The sequence below is a fragment of the Anaerococcus prevotii DSM 20548 genome, from assembly GCF_000024105.1.
Lineage (GTDB): Bacteria > Bacillota > Clostridia > Tissierellales > Peptoniphilaceae > Anaerococcus > Anaerococcus prevotii.
Window position 1 is genome coordinate 1,485,401 of record NC_013171.1, and the last position, 23,851, is coordinate 1,509,251.

The window sequence follows — 23,851 nt, forward strand, 5'->3', positions numbered from 1 at the left end:
ATTAAATGATAAAAATATAAGGGGAAATTTTACTCTCCCCCAATTTTACTTATTCTATCTTATATTAGTCCAGCCTTAAGTGGTAGAACTAGTGATGTCATTGGAACATAAGTTACTAATAAGAGTCCTATAAGAATTGCTACATAGAATCTTAGCATGTAAGGCATAACCTTAGATAGGCTAGTATCTCCGACCTTGATTGCAACGAAAAGTGTGTTACCAACTGGTGGTGTGATATTTCCAATACATAGGTTGTAGACGATCATTAGACCGAATTGTACTGGATGCATACCGAATTCTGTCGCTATAGGAAGAAATAGTGGTGTAAAGATCAAAATCGCTGGTGTCACGTCCATAAAGGTTCCTGATATAAGTAGGATTATGTTCATAATCAAAAAGATTACATACTTGTTACTTGAAAGAGATAGCAAGGCATTGCCCACCATTTGTGGAATTCCTGTAAAGGCCATTACCCAAGAAAGGATGTTTGATACACCAATTAGGAATACTACTATGGCACTCATCTTAGCTGATTCTACAATTATATTCCAAACCTTTTTTAGATTTAAGTTTTTGTAGATAAAGCCTAAGATTAAGGAATAAAGTACAGATATGGCGGATCCTTCTGTAGCTGTAAATATTCCTGCTACGATTCCTCCAATAACTACTATGATTAATCCTAGTGAAGGGAGGGCTCTTAGGGTTGCTCTTCCAAGATTTGCGAAGGAAAACTTTCCTTCATTTGCCTTGTAACCCTTTTTCTTAGCTATAGCAATTGCAACTATGATACAAGCTACAGACCAAATTAGTCCTGGTACATATCCTCCTAGGAAAAGTGCTGCAACAGATGTTCCTCCAGAAACTAAAGAATAGGTGATTAGAGCGTTTGATGGTGGGATTAAAAGTCCTGCTGGAGCTGAGGCACCATTTGCAGATGCTGATACCGCCTTATCATAGCCTTGTTTTTCTTCTCCGTCTTTTACCATAGATCCAACTGCTGCAGCCGCTGCTGAGGCAGATCCTGAGATTGCTCCAAACAAAGCATTGGCTCCGATATTTGTAACAAGTAAGGCTCCTGGAAGCTTTCCTAAGATTGCCATTACAAAGTCAACTAATCTTTTGGCTATTCCTCCCTCATTCATCAGGTTTCCTGCTAGGATAAAGAAGGGAATCGCCGTTAAGGTGAAGGAGCTCATGCCGACGAAGGTTCTTTGAGCTGCCGTTAGGGTTGCTACATCTGCTGGTACTGTCGTTAATATTGTGATGATTGAAGCTATACCTATGGAGAAGGCAATTGGCACTCCAGTCGCTAAGAGTATAACTAAAGATAATAAGATTATGGCTAGAGCATTTGCACTCATTTTTTACCTCCTTCATATTTGGCTACTTCTTCTGTTTCATTGGCCATATTTGAAGCAATTTCTTCGGTTGATTTGGCCTTTACAAACTTTTCCTTGCCGGCAAGGATATCTTTAATGTTCATTATCGTATAGCAAATATTAATAATTCCAGTAATAGGAAGTGGAATGTAGAAATATCCTACTGCTATAGTTAGGGATGAGGTCGTCTGACTTAGAGCAAGCTTAGTTATAGCGATTCCTCCCATGGTTAGAACTGTTAGGGAGAAAATCAAGATCATAAGCTCTCCAAAGATTTTAAGGACCTTTTGAGTCTTTGGCTCTCTTTTTTCTACTAGAACTGGTATATTCATATGACCTTTCTCGCTTACTACAAGACTTGCACCAAAGAGGGTTGACCATGCAAATAGATAAGCTACCAATTCTTCTGACCAGGTAGATGGATTATTTAGGACGTATCTTGTAAATACTTGCCATACTACGAGGATAAACATGATCAAAAGACTTGCCCCTGTTAGGACTTTCAATATATTGTCTAAGGTTTTTCTCATATCAGCCCTCCTTTGCTGGGTATTCTTCGTTATATTTTTGGATAGCATCGTAGAAAGGAGCTAGCTTGTCATTTCTTTCTAGAACTTCCTTTGTAAGTGGTGCTACAGCGTCTACGAAAGGCTTTTGGTCAGGATAGATAAATTCTACTCCCATTTCGCTTGCTTTCTCCTTAGCCTTATCTACTGCTACTTTCCATTCTTTTCTTTGTACTTCGTTTAAAACTTTAAATCCCTCATCAAAGACTTTTCTATCTTCCTCTGGAAGGCCTTCTAACCAGCTGTAGTTTGCAATTACAATATCTGGAACCATTTGGTGCATATCGTAAGAATAGTACTTGCACACTTCTCCGTGGCCATTATCTGTAAGACTCATCTCGTTATTTTCCGCTCCATCGATAATACCTGATTGAAGAGCAGTATAAACTTCACCAAAGCCCATAGGTGATGCAGAAGATCCTAATAGATCCATCATCCTAACATTGGTTGGAGATTGTTGAACTCTTATCTTTAATCCGCTAAGGTCCTCTGGAGAATTCACTGGTTTATCCTTGGTATAAAAGGACCTAGAACCTGCATCTAGCCAAGTTACTCCTTCAAATCCACCTTCTCTTGTAGATTCAAAAATAGGCTTAACAATTTCTGGATCGTCCATTACATGATGGTAGGCTTCGCTTGATGCGAAAAGATATGGGAGGTTAAAGATTTCCCAAACATCATTGAAGGTCTCAAGGATTGCGTTACTTGCAACACAGATATTGATCGCTCCAGTTTGGGTTAGCTGAACCATGTCGATTTGCGATCCCAAAAGTTCTGATGGATAAACTTGTATATCATATTTGTCTCCAAGCTTGTCTTCTACATATTCCTCAAAAGCCAGAAGTCCCAAGTGAGTTGGGTGGTTTTGGGATTGGTTGTGGCCGACTCTTATAATTGTCTTTTGACTCTCGCTATCTGCCTTAGAACAGGCAGTAAATATAAGAGCAAAAATAACAGCCATAAAAATAGTTTTAAATTTACTTTTCATACTTTCTCCTTTCATAATTAAACAGTTTCCTTCTCTATTAGCTTCGCCTTGACCATGATGTTATTACTAGCTTCTTCACCCTTCATAATTTTAAATAAATTGCTAAGAGCAAGGTCTACTTGCTTATCTATCCTCTGATCTATGGATGTGATAGTTTGATTGGTAAAGTTAGTCGCATCAATATTATCAAAACCTATTAGGCCAAGATCTTCTGGAACCTTGTGACCTGAGTTTACATAAAGCTTGTAAAATATAACAGCAAGACTATCAAGCTCAAACTGAATACAATCGAAATCATTTTTAGATATAAAATCAATCAGACCATTAAACTCAGAGACTTCATGACTTGTAAGCTTATATTCTACAAAATTAGGCTTGTCATAATATCTGTAAAGAGCTTCAATAAATCCAGCCTTCTTGGCCACATATGAACGAGTAACAAAACCCCTATCCAAGGAAACATAGAGTGGCTTCTTGTAGCCTTTTTCCTCAAAAAGATTCACCGCCTGATCCATAGCATCAATTTCATCTATGTAGACATTAACAATCCTATCGCTATCTATATTAGAGCTAACATTTAGCATGGCCATTGGTATATCCTTACTTACTTCGACAAGGGTCTTGTAGAATTCTTCTTGCTCGTAAGTAGATCCAACTCCGATAATTGCCTCTACTTGATTTTCTAAAAGTAGATCAAGGTAAGATCTCTTCTTTGCCAGATCATCAGTAGTCACGCACAAAAGTGTAGAAAACCCTGAAGACTCTAACTTTCTTTCAAGCTCATAGGCCGATTGTGACTCGAAATACTTCCTTATATCAGGAACCATAATTCCTATAAGCTCGCTGCTTTTCTTGGCAAGAGATCTTGCAATCCTATTGGGAGTATATCCGTTCTCTTTGATTACCTTCTCGATCTTCTCCTTAGCCTTCTTACTGACATTGTTTTGCTTGTTAATAACACGAGAAACAGTGGCAGTTGAATAGCCCGAAGCTTTGGCTATATCATATATATCCATAACTTACCTCCTATAAAACCCTTTCCCAAAGCTGAAATGAGAAATCTGTAAGCCTAATCTTAGTTTTATTTAGCAAAATCAATATCTTGCTGCTTTTATTGCAACCGCTTACATATTTATATTATTATATTATCTCATTGTTTGTGAAATGTCAAATGATTTTAAAATTTTTATAGTAAAATTTAGCAAAGAAAAAAGCCCTTGCATAATAAGAGTCTCAAAGATCTAATTAATCTAGATCACTCTTACTTTTGCAAAAGCTTAATTTATTTTCCGATTTTTTCTTCCCTTCCATAATAGAAAAGATATTGTTGGGCGTAGCCAGCGTTTTTGCCGAAATATTTTCTAGCATAATCGTCAACTTGTTTCTTAGGGACTTCCTTTTTGATAAAAAGTGTCTCCATAACTCTTTTAATCCACACATCTACAGGGAAGGTCTCTCTCCTGTGGTAGGCAAAAAGCAATATGCAATCAGCGACCTTTGGTCCAACTCCAGGAAGTTCCATTAGCTTTTTCCTGAGGTCTTCTGTATCTAGCTTACTTGCTCCATCTAGCTGACCCTCATAAATCATCCTGCTTGCTTCTACTATCCTCTTATCCCTAAAACCTACTCGGGCATATTCTCTTAGGTCCTCAGGCTTAACCTTCATCAAGACTTCTGGCCTTGGGAAGGAATAATATTTTCTTCCCTTATATTCTCCTATATAATCCCCGTATCTTTCAGATATAATCCTTACAGCCTTTTTAATCCTAGGAATTTGGTTGTTGGCTGAGATTATAAAAGAAATTGTAGTCTCAAAGACTTCTTGGTTTAGGATTCTAATCCCGTAGCCATAGGCTGTAGCCTTTTCCATTACCGGGTCAATCGCCACTTCTTTCTTGATAGCATCATAATCAAGCCCTAAGTCGAAGTAGTCGTAAAAGATTTCATTAAAATCTTCTAGACTAATATTTCTTATAAGACTTACTCCCTCATCAAGCTTTAGGACATTAATAATTTTTCCTAAAAATACTGCTGTGTATGACCCATCTTCTTCCTTGTGGAAGTTGAAACATTGGCCACATTCAAAAATATGACTCGGTTCAAAAGAGGCCTCCCTAAGGATTAGCCCCTTGTCAGTTTCTTCAATATTAATTTTTCTTTTTGAATCTGTCGTATATCTTTCCACTATCTTATCCTTACTGCATGTACTGCTAGTCTTTGATCCTCATAATCATATTGGCAGGTTGATAGGGTTACTATGGTATCATCTTCGTTAAACTCTCTTGTATCAAGACTTACCTCAGACATATCCTTCAATTTATTAAAATATGGAATCTTGTCAGCATCGTACATAAATTCAAGAGTCCTATAGTCATAGTCGGAAGGAGTACCATAAGCTGAGAATATCTCGTATTCACGAAGGCCTTCTTCTGTTGTTACATACATAACCCTGTGATTTTCAGCAAATTCTTGCTCTCTATACTTATCAAGCGGAGTAAACATTGACTCAAGCTCTAGATGGTGACCGTAAATTACAGTATTGTCATCGTTTAAGTCGGTTGAATTGTTGGTATCCATAAAGATAGAACCTGCTATATCATATTCCTTGTTGAGTCCCTTCCTTAGATAGAAGCTGTTATCTTCCGCATGGAGGATTGGGTATTTGATTGCTGTGTTAGGAATTTCGATAACTCCTACTACATCTGAGTTTTCTTCCTTGAACTTCTTTAGTAGATAGAGGTTTTGCTCCTCAAGCTTTTTGAACTTTTCTTCTTCTGTTAGTTCCTTATCATCATTTCCATTTTTAGCCTCGGTCTTACTTTCTTCTATAAGGCCTGCTATGTGTTTGTTATTTTTCATATTAGTCCAGTAGTCATAGCCTCTCTTGCCTAAGATCCCTATGCAAACAATTATGATGACTATTAGGATAAATCTAATAACAGATATTACTTTGTTTTTCATCGAACCACCTTTGTATAAACTTTAAAATATTCATATAATAAGTATAATATACCTTAATGAAGATATTATGAAAGTTTTTAAAAAATGAGGTGAAATAATGAAAGATTACAAACTATTCGTAGGAACTGTATGCCCATATTGTAAAAAAGTCGAAAACTTTATGAAAGAAGAAAATATAGAACTTGAAGTTGTAAATATAAATGAAGATAGAGATGCCCTAAATGAACTAGTAGAAAAGGGAGGAAAAAGACAAATCCCTTGCCTCTACCATGACGGAGAATATCTCTACGAGTCAGACGACATCATAGAGTTTTTGAAGGCAAATAAATAGGATACCCTATGATAAAATTAGTAGCATCAGATATTGATGAAACACTGGTAGATAATGATAAAAATGTACCAGAGAGAAATAGAATCGCCATCCAAAAGGCTCAAGAAAAAGGCATTATAGTGATGCTTGCCACAGGTCGTGGTACTTACGAGCTTTTCGATATACCTAAACAGGCTGGAGTAATCCACGATGATCGTTATGTGATCTGCTGTAATGGGGCGATTATTATGAATGTTAAGACCAAAGAGATTGTCCACTCCATGGGACTAAAGTATGAATATGCCAAGACAATTTTTGATTATGCCTATGCTAACAATCAAACTTGCTATATTTACACCCTAGATCACAAGTATGGTCTCAATCTCGATCGTGATTCCTATGCGGAAGAACAAATCACCGAGCTTACTGACAATAACATTGATTTTATAAAAGATCAAATCATCCTAAAGGCCATCCTTAAAAACAAGGACATGAACTACCTTCAAGGACTAGAAATCGACATAGCCTATCTTACCAACTATGATGTAGAGATAGCCTATTCCTCAGATATGTTCATGGAAATAAATGCCAAGGGTGTAAACAAGGCAAGGGCCTTGGAGAAGGTATGTGAACACTATGGTATTGGACTTGACGAAGTATTAGCTATTGGAGATAACTACAACGACGTAGCCATGCTAGGAGAGGCTGGCACTTCTGTCGCTGTAGCCAACGCCCACCTTCAGGTAAAAGAATCCGCAAACTTTGTAGCGGAAGCTACAAATGAAGAGGGTGCTGTAGGTGAAGCTATAGAAAGATTTGTTTTGAACAAATAAAATAAGAGCCGTTGCAAGTAAAATGCAACAGCTCTATTTTTTTACCAAGTTTGATAATTTTCCTTATAGTACTTATATCCAAAATATCCAAGGCCTCCGACTACAAGTACTGGCAAAAGCTTAATTACAAGTCCTAAGAATCCTCCAATTACTGCTAGTGGCAAGGCCAATAGGATAACCACTAATAAAACAGGTAGGAATACTAGGGCCAATACAAGTCCAATTATTCCTAGACCCAACTTAAATATAAACTTAATCATTCCCCCTCCTAAAACTAGGAAAAGTATTAGCATTGCTATTGTTGCCATAATTATCTCCTTTATTCTTCTTAAGATAATTATACGCATTATTAAGTTATTTTCAAGTTATATCACTAATATTAATTTCGCAATTAATTATCTTAAATATCCTTGATCAAAATGTCAAATTCTTGAACGAAAGTTTTTCCCTCTTCGAGATAGAAAGGCTCTAACTTATCATCTAGGAAGCTTTTCCCATTGTAAGTAGGCTCAATACAGATATAATCATCCAAAAAGTCAGACCATAAGGTAAAAGTACCTACATTTTTACTTCCCTTAATTTCCACTTTCATATCTGCCTTAGCAAATTCCATAGAAGAAGCCTCAATGAAAATAGAATCAGGAAGGTCTTTCTTTTCTATTTTATATTCCCTTAGACTCAAATCTTCGAAGCTTGTGGCAAAGTATGGGTGAAAGGCAGGAGCCAGAGGAAGGCTTTTCTCTCCCTTATTTTCTATAGTAAGCTTTGTCCTTAATCCATCTTCCAACAATTTATAGGAAATTTCAAAATAAACTTTATCATAAGAGCCGAGGCCTTTAAGTCCTAGCTTAAGATAATCCTTCCCATAATCTTTTACTTCCCATTTCTTATCTCTGCCGAATCCGTGGCTAGGAAGTTCATTTAACAGTTTATCATCAGAAAAATTAGGGGCGCACACATGCATGCCACCCCTAATCTTGTAAGAATCGCCCAAAGGAAGGCTCTTTTTATCGAAAAACACATCCTTATCTTTGAAGGTAAAGCTTTCGACATAGGCCCCTTCCTCGTTGATATGGGCTCTTAGATTCTTATTATTTATAATTTTCATATATTACTCTGCAATAGCTGGTGTTGTTGGTTCTGGTCTTTGTCCTAGTTCATCATCCATAATATAAACTGAGTGCCAGTCATCTCCAACTCTTTCAAGTCTTGTAACAAGCTTGTTGAATGTTTCTTCTTCTTCAACTTGTTCATCGATGTACCATTGGATAAAGCTTCTTACCCTCTCATCAACCCCGTTTGCTTCTTTGGCGATATTTGTGATTCTTCTTGTAACTTCTTTTTCATGCTCTAGGGCAGATTTCATTACGTCAAGTACTGAATCATATTCTGCTCTTGGTTCAGGAATTGCTTTATAAACTGGTTTGTAACCAACAGATTGGAGGAAGTTTTTCATTCCTTCTCCGTGATTGATTTCTTCTGTTACTTGTTGTTCCATCCAATTTGTGAATCCTTCAAGGTCTAAATCATCAGTATATGCTGCCATAGCCTTGTAAATATAAGCTGACTCGAATTCAAAGTTCATTTGTTCATTGATTAAATCTAAAATTTTCTTATCCATTATTTTAATTCTCCTTCTTCGATGTAATTATCATATAGGGTGTAGACCCCATATATGTACATACCCTTTTTTATAATTATATCTATCACTTCATTTATAGAAGTCGGGAGGATATCTACTGTGAAAGAGTGATCCTTGATAGTAAATCTCTTTGATTTAATGATTTTTTTCTCCATCAAATCATTAAAAATACCCACAGCAATAGACCTCTCGAATCTTTTATCCAAGTCGAAAGTTACAGGATAAACTTCGTCTGCCTTATCTTTATCTAGTATTTTCTTAATAAGCATCAAATCTTTCATAATCCTCTCCTATAAGAATATTACCCAATAATCAAAAAAACTAACTTCTTTTAGAAAATATTCCTCATAAGAGAATATAAGTTGTTATTTATAGATAAATTATATTCAAAACTATTTGCTAGCAGAGCATTAATCTCCTATAAATTCTTATGCTTTTCTTCCATTTCCTTAAAGGAGAAAATACAACCGCAATAGTCTTGTCTGTAGAGCTCGTACTTGTTTGAAAGCTCTATGGATTTCTTGTAGCCATTTTTCTTCTTAAAGTCTGAATAAAGATATTTTACCCCATATTCCTTCTCCAAACTCTCCCCTATCTCATTAAGCCACTGGCTGTTTTTGTAAGGAGAAATCGAAAGAGTAGTAGAAAAGTAATCGTAGTAATTTTTTTGGGCAAACTTTGCCGTCTCTTCTAGCCTTAACCTATAACATTTATAGCAGGCCTCTCCCCCCTCATGGTCATCCCTCCTAAGCTTTGCAATCTCAGCAAAGTCAGATATGTCATTTGGAGGAAAGATTATCCTAGACTCTATGCCAAGAGCCTCCTTTAAGTTTCTTAGGGTATCCACCCTTTTTTCTAGCTCACTTGTAGGATAGATCATGGGATTATAATAGAAAAGATCAATCTCAAAATCCTCATATATCCTCTCTATAACCGCAGTTGAGCAAGGAGCACAGCAGACCTGCATCAAAAGCCTTGGCCTTAGGCCCTTTTTCTTGTTTTCTTTTATAATCTCTTCCATCTTGAGATTGTAGTTGATTTTTTGCATTTTTATCTCCTTTAGAGAATTTTCGTAAAAAATAAACCGCAAGTCGTAACCTGCGGTTGTAAGTCTTTGATTATCTCTTTGAGAATTGAGATGATTTTCTTGCCTTTTTGAAACCAGGTTTCTTTCTTTCTTTTTTACGAGAATCTCTTGTTAAGAATCCTGCTCTCTTAAGGGCTTGTCTATAGTCAGGGTTAGCAATTAGTAGCGCTCTTGCGATAGCGTGTCTGATTGCTCCTGCTTGTCCTGTATATCCTCCACCATTAACATTGATCTTGATATCGTAGTTGTTTAGGTTTTCTGTTAATTCAAGTGGTGATTTTGCTATTACTTTTAGTGTATCATAGTTGAAGTATTCGTCTAGGCTTCTTCCATTAACAAGGATTTCTCCCTTACCAGAAACCATAGTACATCTAGCTACAGATGTCTTTCTTCTTCCTGTTGATTGAATTATATCTGCCATCTAAGCCCTCCTTAATTTAATTCCAAAACTTCAGGCATTTGGGATTCATGTCCGTGTTCGCTACCAGCGTAAACTCTAAGCTTCTTAGCCATAGCACGACCAAGCTTGTTGTGTGGAAGCATGCCCTCAATTGCATGTGTTACGATAAATTCAGGTTTTTTAGCTTTCATGTCCTTGAATTTAGTAATCTTTTGTCCACCGCTGTATCCTGAGTATCTTTGGTATTCTTTTTGGTCTTCTTTGTTACCAGTAAGAACGACTTTGTCAGCATTGATTACAATAACATAATCTCCAGTATCGTAGTGTGGAGTAAATGTTGGTTTGTTCTTTCCTCTTAAGATTGCTGCAACTTGGCTAGCTAGTCTACCTAGAACCATTCCTTCTGCATCAACGACATACCATTTTCTGTCGATTTGATCAGGAGTTGCAGTCCATGTTTTTTGATATTTCATAAAATTCCTCCTATAAATTTTTCGCCTACTATATTTAGACACCGCTTCTAGTAGGTGGCGGCTTTACTCGTCCTGACATTTGTTTATAATCGCATTCAGGATTTGCGATTTCAATCGAAAAGCTTCATAAAAGAAACCTTAAGTTGACTCATATATAATACTACTGAATCTAGATCTTGTCAATTATTTTACTACTTTCTAGAGATTATTTTCCTTAAAATCAAAGTTACTATAATCGTTAAAATTACAGATAATATAGAAGCACCAATTGCAACATCTAACTTGAGTAAAATCCTATAGATTATAAAACCGAATACCCAACTTATAATATTTACTTTCTCATCTACTTTTGACTTTTCATTCTTTAAGAAAAAATCTCCTATCTGAACTGCTATCATAGGGGCAAAAACAGATCCTATTAAATAGAGGAAGTTTGTAATATCATCCATCGGAAACACAATAGCTAGGATAATGCCAACTACGCTTACTATTATTGCAACCTTCTTTCCATCTGCATTTTGCTTGATTGATTCAAATGAAATCCCTGCTGAATATGCGTCTAGGAAAGTTGTAGTTACAGTAGATAAGATTATTATGATTATAGCCAAAGATCCTATTCCTGAATAGGAAAATATTGCAGAAAGGGTTGATTCTCCAGTAGCCATCGCTCCCGTAAGTCCAATGATATACATCCACATGGATACTAGGGAATAGATTCCTACAGAAATCCAAGTCGCCTTCTCTGGCTTTTCAGCCTCTGATGTGTAATCAGATATTAGAGGAAGCCAGCTCATAGGCATGGCTATAGCAAGTTCTACTGCTCCTCCAAAAGATAGGGCCTCGGAGCTTGCTTTTGTTATCAAACTACTTGTAAAAGCCTTTCTAGACATCAAAATCGTTAGGACAAAGAGGGCTACCATTGAAACTGTATTTATCTTGCCAAGATTGGTAATCCCTACGGCAATCCAGATTATTATAAGAATTCCAATAAGAAGAGCCCAAATATTATTTCCCCTTCCAAAAAGTTCGCCAGAAGAGATCGCTCCATCATAGATCATTATAGCAGTCCAGCCTACTAGTTGGAGGAAATTTAGGATTGCAAAAAATATACCACCGAGTCTTCCAAAACTAAGCTTTGTCGCCTCCATTGCAGAAAGACCTGTTCTAGCACCAATAAGCCCTGACAAGCTCATTAGGATAAAGCCTGCTATATGACCTATAATAATAGCAAGGATAGCACTTTTAAAATCCATGGAGGCATAATAAGTCCCTGTCAAAATCTCTGCTATTGAAACTCCTGCCCCAAACCAAATTAAACTATTTTCATATATACTTGTTTTCTTTTCCATAAATTCCTACTTCTTGTATTCATCCTTAATATCAAAGGCGTGATTCATTGGACCAGATCCCTTTCCTAGATTTAGGCCATCCTTTAGGCAGCCTTCCAAATATTTTTTCGCTTTTCTTATAGCTTCTTCTAGGTCATAGCCCTTGGCGATATTTGCTGCTATAGCTGAAGAAAGAGTACATCCTGTACCATGAGTGTTGGGATTGTCAATTCTTTCTCCCTTAATCCAAATCCCAGATCCATTTGCGTAAAGATAGTCATTGGCATCATTTATTCTATGGCCACCTTTAAGAAGGACGTTTACTCCATAATCTTCATAGATCTTCTCTGCTGCCTTTTCCATATCAGCTTCATCCTCTATCTTTAGAGAAGAAATTAATTCTGCCTCTGGGATATTTGGTGTTATGAGTAAAGCTTGCGGGAAAAGTTCTCCTTTTAAAGCTTCTATGGCATCGTCTTTCAAAAGCTTAGATCCTGAAGTTGCTACCATAACAGGATCAAGAACTATATTTTTTGCTCCATATTCCTTTAATTTAATAGCTATTGTCCTAATCAAGTCTTTATCAGAAACCATACCAATCTTAACAGCATCTGGGAAAATATCAGTAAAAACCGCATCCATTTGTTTTGCTAGAAACTCACTAGTCACATCCATAATTCCACTTACCCCCCTAGTATTTTGAGCAGTAAGGGCAGTGATAACAGACTCAGCAAAGACCCCATTAAGACTCATAGCCTTAAGATCAGCTTGAATACCAGCTCCTCCAGAAGAATCAGAGCCAGCAATAGTAAGTGCTACTTTCATAAAAACCTCCATATTTTATTACAAGAAAAATTCTCAAAGAAAAAAGCGGAAGACAAAACAAAGTCATTCCGCTTAATAAATCTCCCTACGTTGGCATTATCCAAATCAGGTAAGGTCGAGGGTTACACCCTCCTCTCAGATCCTAAAAGAACTCCCTTGCTTTATTCTTTTTATATTTAAATTGTAATATTAGAAAATAAGAAAGTCAAATGGGAAAGGTATTTTATAAAATATCTTTGACAAAATATTTTTAGATATTAAGTTATCTTAATATTAGAATATATCTTGAAGTAAGGTTGGACCCTTCGAACCTCAGGGAGACAGCTAAGGGGGGGCGGCAGAGGCCCCCTCTACCTTTCTCCCTGAACCCTCTTTTCATTCACCCCCTCTGCTCCTTAAGCGGAGTGCGAAAAAGGTCGATTTGCTACGCAAATCTTTGTTGGTAGGGGGATCCCTTCATCTTAATTGTCCTTGAATTTAACAATGTCTAATCTCCGTCTCTCTAAAAATCGATAACTCGCTAACGCTCAAACAAATCGATTTTCTCAACGAGAGACTTGATTAGACATTTCTACTCGTCCATTGAGTGAGGGAGGGGTAAGCTTTGCTTTCGCAAAGCGTATCATTTTTTATTCTTTATATTACATATTACTTTAAAAAATAATTCTGACCTAGCGAAGCTAGGAAGAATTTTTCAGTTTATTCAGATATAGATACATAATATGCTTTAGCATATCTTACAAATACCTTTACCGAGTATCATGTATAATCAGAATGAGCGTTAAGAAAATTTATCTGTTTGAGCGAAGCGAGTTATAAATTTTTAGCGAATGATGATTAGGAATCCTAAGCTACTAAGCAAATTAAAACGAAGAGTTCTGCCTAATAAAAAAGATTGGCGTAAGCCAATCAACAAATTCCGCACTCCGCTAAGGAGCAGAGGGGGTGAGGGGAAAAGGGGTCCTAGGGGAAAGACTGGAGGGGGCCTCTGCCGCCCCCTTAGGCTGTCCCCTAGAGAACGAAGGTATTAATTTTATTATAATAATAACTAGATTCTTCAGATAACTATATCAAAACATTTTTAGTCTCAGATATTTTGAAGAAAAATATCTCCCCTACTTCCTAATATTCCTATAAGTCCCCGCCGAAAACAATAATATCATTGGATATAGTTCCAATCTTCCAAATAGCATGGCGAAGGTTAGGGTTAGTTTTGATAGTTTGCTCATTGCCTCAAAGCTTGTTACTGGGCCGAAGTCTATTAGTCCTGGACCTACGTTGTTGAAGGTGGTGGCTACTGCTGAGAAGGCTGATTCGAAGTTATTTGTCTCGAGCGTTATTACTAGCATAAATATTATAAATAAGAAGATATAAACCAAGATGTATCTGTTTATGGATTCTTCTACTTCCTTGTCTACCCTTTTGCCGTCCATCTTGTTTACACTTACTCTAAGTGGGTTTAGAGCTTTTCTTATTTGGTTTAGGGCTGATTTGAACAAAACTACAAATCTAGAAACTTTTATTCCACCTGCAGTTGATCCTGCACAACCTCCGACAAACATCAAAAATATCAAGATATGTCTAGAAAAAAGTGGCCAGGCCCCATAGTCAAGGGATACGTATCCTGTCGTTGTTATAATTGAGGATACTGTAAATAGGGAAGTCACTCCAGTAAAAAACGAGCTATCGTACATACTTCTTATGTTAAAGAAGATAAGTAGGGCAGTCGTAGCTACTATGCCCAAGTACCAATAAAGCTCCTCACTTTTGAATGCTTGTCTAGCTGATCTTATGAGTGAAAAATAATAAATATTAAAGTTGATCCCGAAGGCTAGCATGGCTATAGATAAGACTATCTCAATATATCTTGAATTGTAATATCCGATAGATGCGGCCTTATTGGAAAATCCTCCAGTTCCAGCTGTTCCCATGGCGTGAATTATTGCATCAAATAGATTCATTCCTCCAAAAAGGAGTAAGATTATTACAATTACAGTAAGGGCTATATACATTAGGTAAAGGACCCTTGCTGTTTGAGATAGTTTCGGAGTGATCTTGCCGAAAGTTGGCCCTGGTACTTCTGCCTGCATTAGGGAAGATGACTCCTTGTTGGCCTTTGGCATTATGGCAAGGGTAAATACTAAGATTCCCATTCCTCCAATAAAGTGGGAGAAAGATCTCCAGAAAATTATCGAATTAGGAAGAAGCTCCACGTTACTTGCAACTGAAGCTCCACAAGTTGTAAAACCACTCATCATCTCAAAAAAGGCATCGACGAAGCTTGGGTAGTTGCTTGCTGTTAGATAGAGGGGGATTGCCCCTATTATAGAAAATATTATCCAACAAGAGGCTGTGATAAACATGGCCTCTTTGGTGAAAATATGACCCTTGGCTGAGCCAGATCTCATAAGTATAAAGCCTAAAAGAAAGGCTAAGACAATTGGTATTACAAAATTTCTTATATCTATTAAACTTTCCCTATAGATCAGACCTACAAGTAGGGGAATAAGCATAAGCATAGCCAAAACTTGCATTAGTCTTCCTATAGTATATTTAACTACTGATCCGTTCATATCTACTCCACTATATCATCTATGGTTTGGAAGCTGTGATTAGTTGTGATAACCAAAACCCTATCTCCCAAAGAAATCATAGAATCTCCGTTTGGTACTTCGATTGCCCCGTCTCTTTCTTCGTGCTTTATACAAGCTATCAAGGTATCTTCTCTGATGTTTAAGTCCTTTAACTTCTTGCCAAAGATTTCTGAATGCTCAATTGCAGCAAACTCAATTACCTCTACCTCATCATCTTCTAATCTATATAAAGAAGTGATAGACGATCCACGGGCGTTCTCCTTGCTTCTTATAATCCTATTTATAACATCACTGGCAGCTCTTTTTGGGGTAAAGGTAGTATCGATATCTAAAATACCTGTCATCTTGATAAGCTTAATTCTATTTACCTTTGAGATTATCTTCTCGATTCCATATTTTTTGCCAAGTAATGAAATCAAGATATTTTCCTCATCCATACCTGTAAGACAAACCATAGCATCGAAGGTGTTTACCCTTACTTCTTCGAGTACGTCAGGATCAGACCCATCAGCATTTATAACTACAGCGTCAGAGTACTTTTCGCTGAAGGCTTCTGCCTTTTCCTTATCGATCTCTACAAGAGTTACATTAAAGCCTCTTTCCAATAATAAACCAGTCAAGTGAGCAGAAATTGAGCCTGCTCCAATGATTAGGACGTTTTTAATCTCGTATCTATCGAGAACTTCCTGCTTGTAGAACCTATCTACGCCTTCCTTCTCTCCAATAACGTAAATCTTCTCCCCCTTCTCAAGGACGTAGGATCCGTGAGGTATATAGATTTTACCATTATTATTTACAATTCCAATAAGGGTGTGGTAATTTGCAGAGTAAGCATTAAGGTCGGATATCCTAGACCCAGCAAGAGTCGAATCTTCCGATATAACTATCTCCATCATGATAGCCTGGTCTCTGAAAAATCCCTCTACGTTTAGGGCGTGTGAATACTTAAGGGCTCTTTGGATGTCCTTAGCAGCTATAGATTCTGGATTGACTATCCTTGTAGCTGATGTAATCTCCTCAACAAGCTCCTTTTGCTTCATGTATTGAGGATCTCTAAGTCTAATGATAATATTTTTAGCCCCTAGCTTTTTGGCCATGGTTGAAGCGATTAAGTTGACATCATCAGATAGGGTGATTGCAATAAATAAATCACAAGATCCTACATTAGCATCGATTAAGACCTCAGGATCTCTTCCATCTCCGACAATACCCATAACATCGTTGGCAGCAAGGAGCCTATCAAGGACGTCCTTGTCGTGATCTATTACTAAAATATCGTGGCCTTCCTCAGCCAAATCGCTCGTAAGATACGATCCTACCTTACCAGCTCCCAGTATTATAATATTCATATTCCCTCCTAGATTACTTAAGTATAGCACTTATACATTTAAAATCAAATATAGTCTATATATATTTTAATAAAAAATATTCAACTTTGATAATTTTAATAACAACTTTTACTCATATTTTATAACAAGTAGAAAATAATTCAATATCTTCCTTAAGAGTAAGTTCTGAAATAAAATTTATAATCCTAGTATATTTTAATTTATCTTGATAACTAATTATTATACGAAATTATATATTGACAGATTTATCAATCTGATGTAGGATATACTTAGTTAATTTATCACGCTAATATGTTTTATGGAGGACTTATTATGAAAAAAACTTATAGGCTGCCCTCTTTGTTTGAGGCGATTTTACCTATTATTACTATGATATTTTTGATGATTTATGTCTTTGCCTTCGCCAAGGAAGGCGGAGAAAATATTTACGATGCTGCCCACCTTCCTCTTATTATAGGAATTATTGTAGCAAGCCTTGTAGGACTTGTTTGTGGGAGAAGTTTTAGGGAAATGGTCGATGGTATGATCGAGCGAATTAGAACAACTCTTGATGCGATTTTAATTCTTCTAACTGTTGGCCTTTTAATTTCTTCATTTATGATTTCAGGAACTATCCCTGCCCTTATCTATTATGGTTTGACCTTCCTTAGCCCTAAGCTCTTCCTTCCAATAGGTTGTATCATTACGGCCCTAGTTGGTCTTGCTTGTGGGTCTTCTTGGACTGCTACAGCGACTATTGGTATAGCCTTTATGACTATAGGTCAAGGCCTTGGCATTAGCCCTGCCATAACTGCAGGTATGGTAATCTCTGGTGCCTATATTGGAGATAAATTCTCTCCCCTATCAGATACCACAAACCTTGCTGCAGGAGTAGCAAAAACTGGGCTTTTCGACCACGTTACTGCTATGGTTTCTACAACAGGACCAGTCTTTTTGATAGCTCTCATCCTTTATAGTTTCATTTCTTTTAGGATTGATGTTACAAACTACGATCCAAATATTGCCGAAGGAATCAAGGCAGCACTCGCTAGCAATTTTAACTTAAATCCCCTAGTACTTTTGCCAATCCTTTTGATAGTTCTTGTCTGTGTCCTAAGGATTGAAGGCCTTGCTGGTGTTATGATTTCTGTATTTGTTGGTCTAGTATTTTCTATGATCTTTCAAAAACAAAGAAGTCTCGCAGAAATTTTCGCCATTCTCCACTACGGACCAGACATAGAAACTGGCAATGAGTTCGTGGATATGGCCCTTTCCAAGGGTGGTATGGATAATCAAATGTGGACGGTCAATCTCATCCTCCTTGCGGTATCCTTCGGTGGATCCTTGGAGCGAGCTGGGATTATCGAAAGACTATTCGCTCACCTTAAGGAGAAAATCAATTCAGTAGGAGGCCTTGTTTTTCTTACAATGCTTACATCAATTTTCTGTGATGCTACTATGTGCGATCAGTTCCTAGGAATTGGAGTCCCTGCTCCTTTGTATGAGGATAAATACGATGAGATAGGTCTTTCTCGTAATATGCTTTCAAGGACCCTTGAAGATGCAGGTACACTTTGGGCAGTTATGTTTCCGTGGACGGCCTGTGGAGCCTATCAGATGAAGACTCTTGGAGTAAGCCCCCTAAGCTTTTTCCCTTTTGCCTTTGTCAATCTCCTAAACCCAATCTTTGCCCTAGTCACAGCCCTTCTTAAGAGAAATATCTTCTGGGCAGATGGGTCTTACACAAATATATTTGGCAAGACTAAGATGAAAAAAATGGCCAAGGCACCAAAGAAAGCTCAAGCCTTTGCCCTTAGCCAATTAGAAAAGTTAAGAAAAGAGGGAAAGACCCCTCAAATCAATTAAATATCCACAGTAAAAGAGGAGCTTATTAACTAGCCTTCTTGATTAGATTCCACTCTAACCTTGAGCCTAGTCATAACAGCTCGTCTTGTTACTTCTTAAATTTCGTTTTCTTCAACATAGTCCAGATAGTTATCAGATAATCTCGCAAGGACTATCGCTGTTGCAAATACTCCATAGACTACAGCTAGGAGGGATAGGATGCTTATAATAAGGATTTGTCCCATTCCAGCATCATTTCCACCCCATGTCATCATTAGTACTATAAGGACAATAACTATAACGATAGGAATTATGAAATATTTTAAATAAACCATGATAGTCTTTCCAAAAAGATCCTTACCAAGCTTAAATATATTTCTTATTGATGTCCCAAGACTTTCCTTTCTCTCACTTCCTACAAGCTTATCTGCAAGATAAAAGTTAGCGTAAGTTATAAGAATTGAAAAAATTAATGATGCGATAGCAACTAAGATAACAGTAAGTATCATTCCAAGGCTTTTTCCTATACCATTAGCTATTATACTTTGGGCAAAGACTACTCCTCCGCCCAAAAGCCCAATGGTTATAGTAAACAAGCTAACTATAAGAGATACTATAATGTTTATTAGGATAATCCTTCCTGTAATGAGATTTACTTGATTAAGGTACTCTCCAACTGATCCCATCCTGTTTCTAATAAGACCACTAGCTATGGCAAATTGAAACAAAAGAGAAATTAGAGATGTAATAAGTCCTGCAATTATGCTCAAAACAGTTGAATCCTTGCTTATATAATCAAATAATGTGCTAGTTATAAGAGCAACTAGAATTCCTATAAATTGAATTATAACTATAGATGATAATTTGTATTCTCTTTTCATAGAGCCTCCTTTTGTATAAATTATATCATTAATGGATACTTATCACAAAACTTTTCTACAATATATAAGAAGACCCAGTAAAGAAATATATTATCTTAAGCTCTTAACCAAATTTGAAATAAATTTAAAATGAGGATCCTTAGAGTCTCTTGCTATATCGAATAGGACCATCTCGGTGTTTACAAGGACTGCGCCCATTTGCCCGAGGCTTGTTAAGGCTGTAGCCTTAAGCTCTTCTGTAAAGGAAGATACTGCATCTTCTACTAAGAAGACTTCAAGACCCATATCGAGGAGGCTCCTTACAGTTTGGTAAATACAAACGTGTCCTTCTGCTCCAACTACAAGGACCTTCTTAATATCTTTCTTCTCAATAAAATCTACTACTTCTGGAATAGCCGCATCGAAAAGAGACTTGGCAAAGATCTTATCTTCTTCGATTAATTCCAAAAGCCTATCATCACTCCTACCAAGTCCCTTTGGATATTGCTCTGTAGCTAGATAATTCATATCATATTCCTTAAAGGCCTTAAGGAGAGTTAAAGTGTTTGTTACAGTCTTCTCTCCATTTTCCATAGTCTTCATTAGCTTTGGTTGCTCGTCTACTACGAGTAGCAGAGTCTTTTGTCTATTTTGATAAATATCTTCTTCCAATGAGTTTATATAAAACTTGCTAGCTAATTTTCTTTCCATAAATCCCCCTGTCTATAATCTTTTACTTTCATCACTCTATCAATTGTAGCCAAAATCTTCGCCTTATTCTTAGACCATACCGGAAAGGCGATTTTTTCCCTAAGACCATCCCCTGTAAGTCTATTAATAACTACATCAGGATCAAGTCTTCTAAGCATAGCTACTACGATTTCTACATATGAATCCTTATCCATCCTGTAGGCTATATTTTCCTTCTCGTAGAAATCTAAAAGCCTAGTCCCCTTTTCAATATAAAGATTGTGAATCTTGACTCCCCAAATCTTTCTAGAATTAATATAGGAAATATCCGCCAGATAATCTCCCATAACCTCATAAGGAAGACCTACAATAATATGGACTAATATATTTATGCCCAAATTCTTAAGTTTTAATAAACCTTTGTCAAATTCCTCGTGCCTATAGCCCCTATTTATTAGAGAAATCGTCTTTTCATTTACGCTTTGCATACCAAGCTCCACCACGAGAAAGGTATTTGCCTTTAGCTCATCCAAAAGCTCTAAAACCTCATCAGATAAGCAATCTGCTCTAGTAGCTATGAAAAGACCTACTATGTCATCTTGAGAGATCACCTCATAAAACATCTCTCTCATCTTAGCCACATCCCCGTAAGTATTGGTGAAATTTTGAAAATAGGCTATATAGGCCTCATCCCTACCAGGTTTTGCCAAAAGCTTTTTCTGATAGGAAATCTGACGAGATATACTTCCCTTTTCTCTAAAAGTCCACTCGCCAGATCCAGAATCCGAACAATAAATACAGCCTAGGGAAGAAAGAGACCCGTCCCTATTAGGACAAGTAAATCCTCCATCCAAGGGAAGCTTAATCACTTTCTTATGAAACTTTCTCTTAAAAAAGGAATCCAGATCCTTATAACGCTTTTTATTTATTTCCATATAGCTATTATACTAGTGTGATGAAAAATTTTTAGAAAAATCTTTCCTACAAATTTCTATATCAAAATAGAAAACTATAATTTTACAATAAAATATCCATTCTAATTTTTGGCATATAAAAAGGGGACTAGCACTCTAAGCACTAGCTCCCTTGACTCTCTCCTTAGCTTTTGAAGAGATAAAAGCATATTCTATTTATCTGATATAATAATTATTTAATATTATATAAATTTAGTTTCAGATATCAAGAAAATATATCCTTAATCTTATTCAATATTAAGCTCTACATATTCCTTATCGTTAGCCTCAGCTACAGGTTCGTATGTTACTTTACCCTCATAGGTGTTGATTCCCTTAATTAGCTCTGGGAATCTCTCACATGCTCCCTTTAATCCAAGATCTGCTAGGGCCTTTGCATATTTTGTAGTTGCGTTTGATAGGGCGTAGGTTGATGTCATCGCTACTGCACCTGGGATGTTGGCAACTGCGTAGTGGATTACGCCGTGTTCAATAAATGTTGGATTAGTGTGGCTTGTTGGTCTGCCCTTTGTTAGGTCAGTTGAACCACCTTGGTCTATTGCAACGTCCACTATTACAGATCCTTCCTTCATTTGTTTAACCATATCTTCTTTGATTAGTTGTGGCGCACGAGCACCTGGGATTAGGACTGTTGAAATTACAAGGTCTGCGTTTTTAACTGCATCTTCGATATTTAGTGGGTTAGAATAGAGTGTTTCAATCTTATCTGGGAAGATATTGTGTAGTTGAGTTAGGGCTTCGATATTTACATCTAGAACTGTAACTCTTGCTCCCATACCTACTGCTATTCTTGTTGCAGCTGTTCCTACAGTACCAGCACCTACGATTACAACGTTGGCAGGTCTAACTCCTGGCACACCTTGAAGTAGGATTCCACGTCCACCTTTTGGTTTTGTAAGATATTGCGCTCCCTCTTGAACTGCCATTCTTCCTGCGATTTCTGACATTGGGCGTAGAAGAGGTAGCTTTCCGTCAAGTTGAACAGTCTCGAAACCAATTCCTGTAACCTTGTTTTCTATAAGAGCGTCTGTTAGCTCTGGGTTACTAGCAAGGTGAAGGTAGGTATAGATAATAAGACCTTCTCTAAAGTACTTGTATTCTTCCTTTAGTGGTTCTTTAACCTTATAGATAATATCTGCATTTTCCCAAACTTCTGCTGCAGTTTCTACGATTTCTGCTCCAGCTTCTTTATAATCTTCATCGCTAATTCCAGACGCAAGTCCTGCTCCAGATTCTATAATAACTTTATTTCCTGATTTAGTTAGTTCTGTACAAGCTCCAGGAATGATTGCCACTCTGGATTCTTGATCTTTTAATTCTTTAGGTATTCCAATAATCAAAATAATTCCTCCTTTTGTCTTTCCATAATAATATATACCCAAAATGAGCAAAATTAATAATTTTTATAGAGTATAATAATTTTATGATTAAATTAATAACAATAGATGTGGACGGAACTTTAGTAACTCCACTTAAAAGATTAACAAAGAAGAATAAAGAAGCGATCAAAAAAGCAAAGAAGGAAGGCATTCACATTGCCCTAGTTAGCGGCAGACCCTTCCATAGCATGATTCATCTTATAGAAGAATTAGACCTAGCCCAAAAGGGGCATTTTACAATCTGCCAAAACGGATCTTACATCTATGATAACTTCACAAGAAAGCCAATGTTTGGGACCCACCAAAGCCCAAAAGACCTCTTTATAGTAGATAGGATGCTTGAAGGCTTTAAGCTTGAATTATCTAGTATGGATGACGAGGGTTTTTACACCAGACACAAAAACCCAAACTTCTATACAAAAATGGACGCAAGAATAAACAAGCTTCCAATAAAGACAGTAGCCTACAAGGATTGGCCAGAAGATAAGGATTTTGGGAGATTTCTTATCCTAGGATCCGCAAGCGAGATAAGCCGCTTTATCAAAAATATGCCAAAAGCCTTAAAAGAAAACTACTACCCAGTCCAAACTGCACCTTTTCTAATAGAGGTGATGAACAAAAACACCAACAAGGGCTACGCCATAGGACAAATGATAGAAAGACTGGGCCTCGATATGAGTGAAGTCATGGCAATAGGAAACGAAAAAAACGACATCCCCATGCTAGAAAAAGCAGGCTTTGCCGTAGCTATGGGTAATGCCGTTGAAGAACTCAAAGTCCACGCTGACTTCATAACAAAATCCAACTTAAACTCTGGGGTTGGCTATGCGATTGAGAAGTTACTGGACAATGGGAAGGAGAGATATTTTTAAAAATATCTTTGACTAAAATATTTTAGATTAGTATTTCTATATATTAGAAAATTTCTTTATGCAGGGTTGGACCCTTCGAAACTCAAGGAATAAATGGATATATTTAAAAAATTTAATAAAGATTGCGATATGAGTATTTCTTTTTATTAAAGTGTTTTTCTTAATTAAGATATCATCTTCGTTCCCTAGGGGACAGCCTAAGGGGGCGGCAGAGACCCCCTCCAGTCTTTCCCCTAGAACCCCTTTTCCCCTCACCCCCTCTGCTCCTTGAGCGGAGTGCGGAAAAGGTCGATTTGCTCCGCAAATCTTTGTTGGTAGGGGGATCCCTTCATCTTAATTGTCCTTGAATTTAACAATGTCTAATCTCCGTCTCTCTAAAAATCGATAACTCGCTACGCTCAAACAAATCGATTTTCTTAACGAGAGACTTGATTAGACATTTCTACTCGTCCATTGAGTGAGGGATGGGGTAAGCTTTGCTTTTGCAAAGCTTATCTTTTTTTATATCTTATTTTAA

The 23,851-nt window shown here is 37.0% G+C and carries 25 protein-coding genes and 1 riboswitch; of the genes, 4 read left to right on the forward strand and 21 right to left on the reverse strand.

Going from position 1 to position 23,851, the window contains the following annotated elements; genetic code table 11:
• Nucleotides 1-59: 59 nt before the first annotated feature.
• From APRE_RS07095 to srtB, 6 genes are all read right to left on the reverse strand, one after another.
• Nucleotides 60-1,361: a TRAP transporter large permease gene (locus tag APRE_RS07095; RefSeq protein ID WP_015778302.1), complete on the reverse strand. Its 1,302-nt coding sequence runs from the start codon at nucleotides 1,359-1,361 to the stop codon at nucleotides 60-62.
• Nucleotides 1,358-1,909: a TRAP transporter small permease gene (locus APRE_RS07100; RefSeq protein ID WP_015778303.1), complete on the reverse strand. Its 552-nt coding sequence runs from the start codon at nucleotides 1,907-1,909 to the stop codon at nucleotides 1,358-1,360. The genes APRE_RS07095 and APRE_RS07100 overlap by 4 nt, the downstream gene beginning before the upstream one ends.
• Before the next feature lies 1 nt (nucleotide 1,910).
• Complete coding sequence (locus APRE_RS07105; RefSeq protein WP_015778304.1) at nucleotides 1,911-2,933, reverse strand: TRAP transporter substrate-binding protein; 1,023 nt, start codon at nucleotides 2,931-2,933, stop codon at nucleotides 1,911-1,913.
• A gap of 17 nt (nucleotides 2,934-2,950) precedes the next feature.
• Nucleotides 2,951-3,949, reverse strand: a complete 999-nt coding sequence (locus APRE_RS07110; protein WP_015778305.1) for a LacI family DNA-binding transcriptional regulator — start codon at nucleotides 3,947-3,949, stop codon at nucleotides 2,951-2,953.
• Between the two features lie 266 nt (nucleotides 3,950-4,215).
• The gene (locus APRE_RS07115; protein ID WP_015778306.1) at nucleotides 4,216-5,118 is read right to left on the reverse strand and encodes a DNA-3-methyladenine glycosylase family protein; all 903 of its coding nucleotides are present in this window, start codon (nucleotides 5,116-5,118) and stop codon (nucleotides 4,216-4,218) included.
• Entirely contained in the window at nucleotides 5,118-5,894 is a 777-nt protein-coding gene (gene srtB, locus APRE_RS07120) for a class B sortase (protein WP_015778307.1), read from the reverse strand. The genes APRE_RS07115 and srtB overlap by 1 nt, the downstream gene beginning before the upstream one ends.
• 97 nt (nucleotides 5,895-5,991) lie before the next feature.
• On the opposite strand from srtB, the gene APRE_RS07125 reads away from it, so the two are divergent.
• Complete coding sequence (locus APRE_RS07125) at nucleotides 5,992-6,225, forward strand: glutaredoxin family protein (RefSeq protein ID WP_015778308.1); 234 nt, start codon at nucleotides 5,992-5,994, stop codon at nucleotides 6,223-6,225.
• Nucleotides 6,226-6,233: 8 nt separating this feature from the next.
• Nucleotides 6,234-7,037 carry a Cof-type HAD-IIB family hydrolase gene (locus tag APRE_RS07130; RefSeq protein ID WP_015778309.1) on the forward strand — a complete coding sequence of 268 codons (804 nt, stop codon included), beginning with the start codon at nucleotides 6,234-6,236 and terminating at the stop codon, nucleotides 7,035-7,037.
• 41 nt (nucleotides 7,038-7,078) lie between these two features.
• Here the strand turns inward: APRE_RS07130 and APRE_RS07135 are convergent, their stop codons facing one another.
• The 11 genes from APRE_RS07135 to trkA form a co-directional block, all read right to left on the reverse strand.
• Entirely contained in the window at nucleotides 7,079-7,345 is a 267-nt protein-coding gene (locus tag APRE_RS07135) for a hypothetical protein (RefSeq protein WP_015778310.1), read from the reverse strand.
• Between the two features lie 92 nt (nucleotides 7,346-7,437).
• Entirely contained in the window at nucleotides 7,438-8,145 is a 708-nt protein-coding gene (locus APRE_RS07140; RefSeq protein ID WP_015778311.1) for an aldose epimerase family protein, read from the reverse strand.
• Between the two features lie 3 nt (nucleotides 8,146-8,148).
• The gene (locus APRE_RS07145) at nucleotides 8,149-8,658 is read right to left on the reverse strand and encodes a ferritin (protein ID WP_015778312.1); all 510 of its coding nucleotides are present in this window, start codon (nucleotides 8,656-8,658) and stop codon (nucleotides 8,149-8,151) included.
• Nucleotides 8,658-8,960, reverse strand: a complete 303-nt coding sequence (locus APRE_RS07150) for a hypothetical protein (protein WP_015778313.1) — start codon at nucleotides 8,958-8,960, stop codon at nucleotides 8,658-8,660. The genes APRE_RS07145 and APRE_RS07150 overlap by 1 nt, the downstream gene beginning before the upstream one ends.
• A 137-nt stretch (nucleotides 8,961-9,097) precedes the next feature.
• The gene (locus tag APRE_RS07155) at nucleotides 9,098-9,727 is read right to left on the reverse strand and encodes an epoxyqueuosine reductase QueH (RefSeq protein ID WP_015778314.1); all 630 of its coding nucleotides are present in this window, start codon (nucleotides 9,725-9,727) and stop codon (nucleotides 9,098-9,100) included.
• A gap of 70 nt (nucleotides 9,728-9,797) precedes the next feature.
• Nucleotides 9,798-10,187: a 30S ribosomal protein S9 gene (rpsI, locus tag APRE_RS07160; protein WP_015778315.1), complete on the reverse strand. Its 390-nt coding sequence runs from the start codon at nucleotides 10,185-10,187 to the stop codon at nucleotides 9,798-9,800.
• 11 nt (nucleotides 10,188-10,198) lie between these two features.
• Nucleotides 10,199-10,639 carry a 50S ribosomal protein L13 gene (gene rplM / locus APRE_RS07165; protein WP_015778316.1) on the reverse strand — a complete coding sequence of 147 codons (441 nt, stop codon included), beginning with the start codon at nucleotides 10,637-10,639 and terminating at the stop codon, nucleotides 10,199-10,201.
• Between the two features lie 191 nt (nucleotides 10,640-10,830).
• Nucleotides 10,831-11,988 (reverse strand): putative hydroxymethylpyrimidine transporter CytX, encoded by a 1,158-nt coding sequence (cytX, locus tag APRE_RS07170; RefSeq protein WP_015778317.1) that lies wholly within the window; start codon nucleotides 11,986-11,988, stop codon nucleotides 10,831-10,833.
• Nucleotides 11,989-11,994: 6 nt separating this feature from the next.
• Nucleotides 11,995-12,792: a bifunctional hydroxymethylpyrimidine kinase/phosphomethylpyrimidine kinase gene (gene thiD / locus APRE_RS07175; RefSeq protein ID WP_015778318.1), complete on the reverse strand. Its 798-nt coding sequence runs from the start codon at nucleotides 12,790-12,792 to the stop codon at nucleotides 11,995-11,997.
• Nucleotides 12,793-12,857: 65 nt separating this feature from the next.
• Nucleotides 12,858-12,960: riboswitch (TPP riboswitch) on the reverse strand.
• 947 nt (nucleotides 12,961-13,907) lie between these two features.
• Nucleotides 13,908-15,365 (reverse strand): TrkH family potassium uptake protein, encoded by a 1,458-nt coding sequence (locus APRE_RS07180; protein ID WP_015778319.1) that lies wholly within the window; start codon nucleotides 15,363-15,365, stop codon nucleotides 13,908-13,910.
• A 2-nt stretch (nucleotides 15,366-15,367) separates the two neighbouring features.
• On the reverse strand, nucleotides 15,368-16,735 hold the full coding sequence (gene trkA, locus APRE_RS07185) for a Trk system potassium transporter TrkA (RefSeq protein WP_015778320.1): 1,368 nt from the start codon (nucleotides 16,733-16,735) through the stop codon (nucleotides 15,368-15,370).
• A 312-nt stretch (nucleotides 16,736-17,047) separates the two neighbouring features.
• Here trkA and nhaC point away from each other — a divergent pair, with 312 nt between their 5' ends.
• Entirely contained in the window at nucleotides 17,048-18,580 is a 1,533-nt protein-coding gene (gene nhaC, locus APRE_RS07190) for a Na+/H+ antiporter NhaC (RefSeq protein ID WP_015778321.1), read from the forward strand.
• Between the two features lie 95 nt (nucleotides 18,581-18,675).
• Here nhaC and APRE_RS07195 read toward each other — a convergent pair whose 3' ends face one another.
• The 4 genes from APRE_RS07195 to ald form a co-directional block, all read right to left on the reverse strand.
• Nucleotides 18,676-19,440, reverse strand: coding sequence for a hypothetical protein (locus APRE_RS07195; protein ID WP_015778322.1), 765 nt, complete (start codon nucleotides 19,438-19,440; stop codon nucleotides 18,676-18,678).
• A 90-nt stretch (nucleotides 19,441-19,530) separates the two neighbouring features.
• On the reverse strand, nucleotides 19,531-20,130 hold the full coding sequence (locus APRE_RS07200; RefSeq protein WP_015778323.1) for an isochorismatase family protein: 600 nt from the start codon (nucleotides 20,128-20,130) through the stop codon (nucleotides 19,531-19,533).
• Entirely contained in the window at nucleotides 20,115-21,044 is a 930-nt protein-coding gene (gene mnmL, locus APRE_RS07205; RefSeq protein WP_015778324.1) for a tRNA modification radical SAM protein MnmL/YtqA, read from the reverse strand. Before mnmL ends, APRE_RS07200 begins: the two co-directional genes overlap by 16 nt.
• A 266-nt stretch (nucleotides 21,045-21,310) precedes the next feature.
• Complete coding sequence (gene ald, locus APRE_RS07210; protein WP_015778325.1) at nucleotides 21,311-22,423, reverse strand: alanine dehydrogenase; 1,113 nt, start codon at nucleotides 22,421-22,423, stop codon at nucleotides 21,311-21,313.
• An 83-nt stretch (nucleotides 22,424-22,506) separates the two neighbouring features.
• Between ald and APRE_RS07215 the strand changes: the two genes are divergently transcribed.
• A complete protein-coding gene (locus APRE_RS07215) occupies nucleotides 22,507-23,334 on the forward strand; it encodes a Cof-type HAD-IIB family hydrolase (RefSeq protein ID WP_015778326.1) in 828 nt (275 codons plus the stop codon).
• Nucleotides 23,335-23,851: the final 517 nt, after the last annotated feature.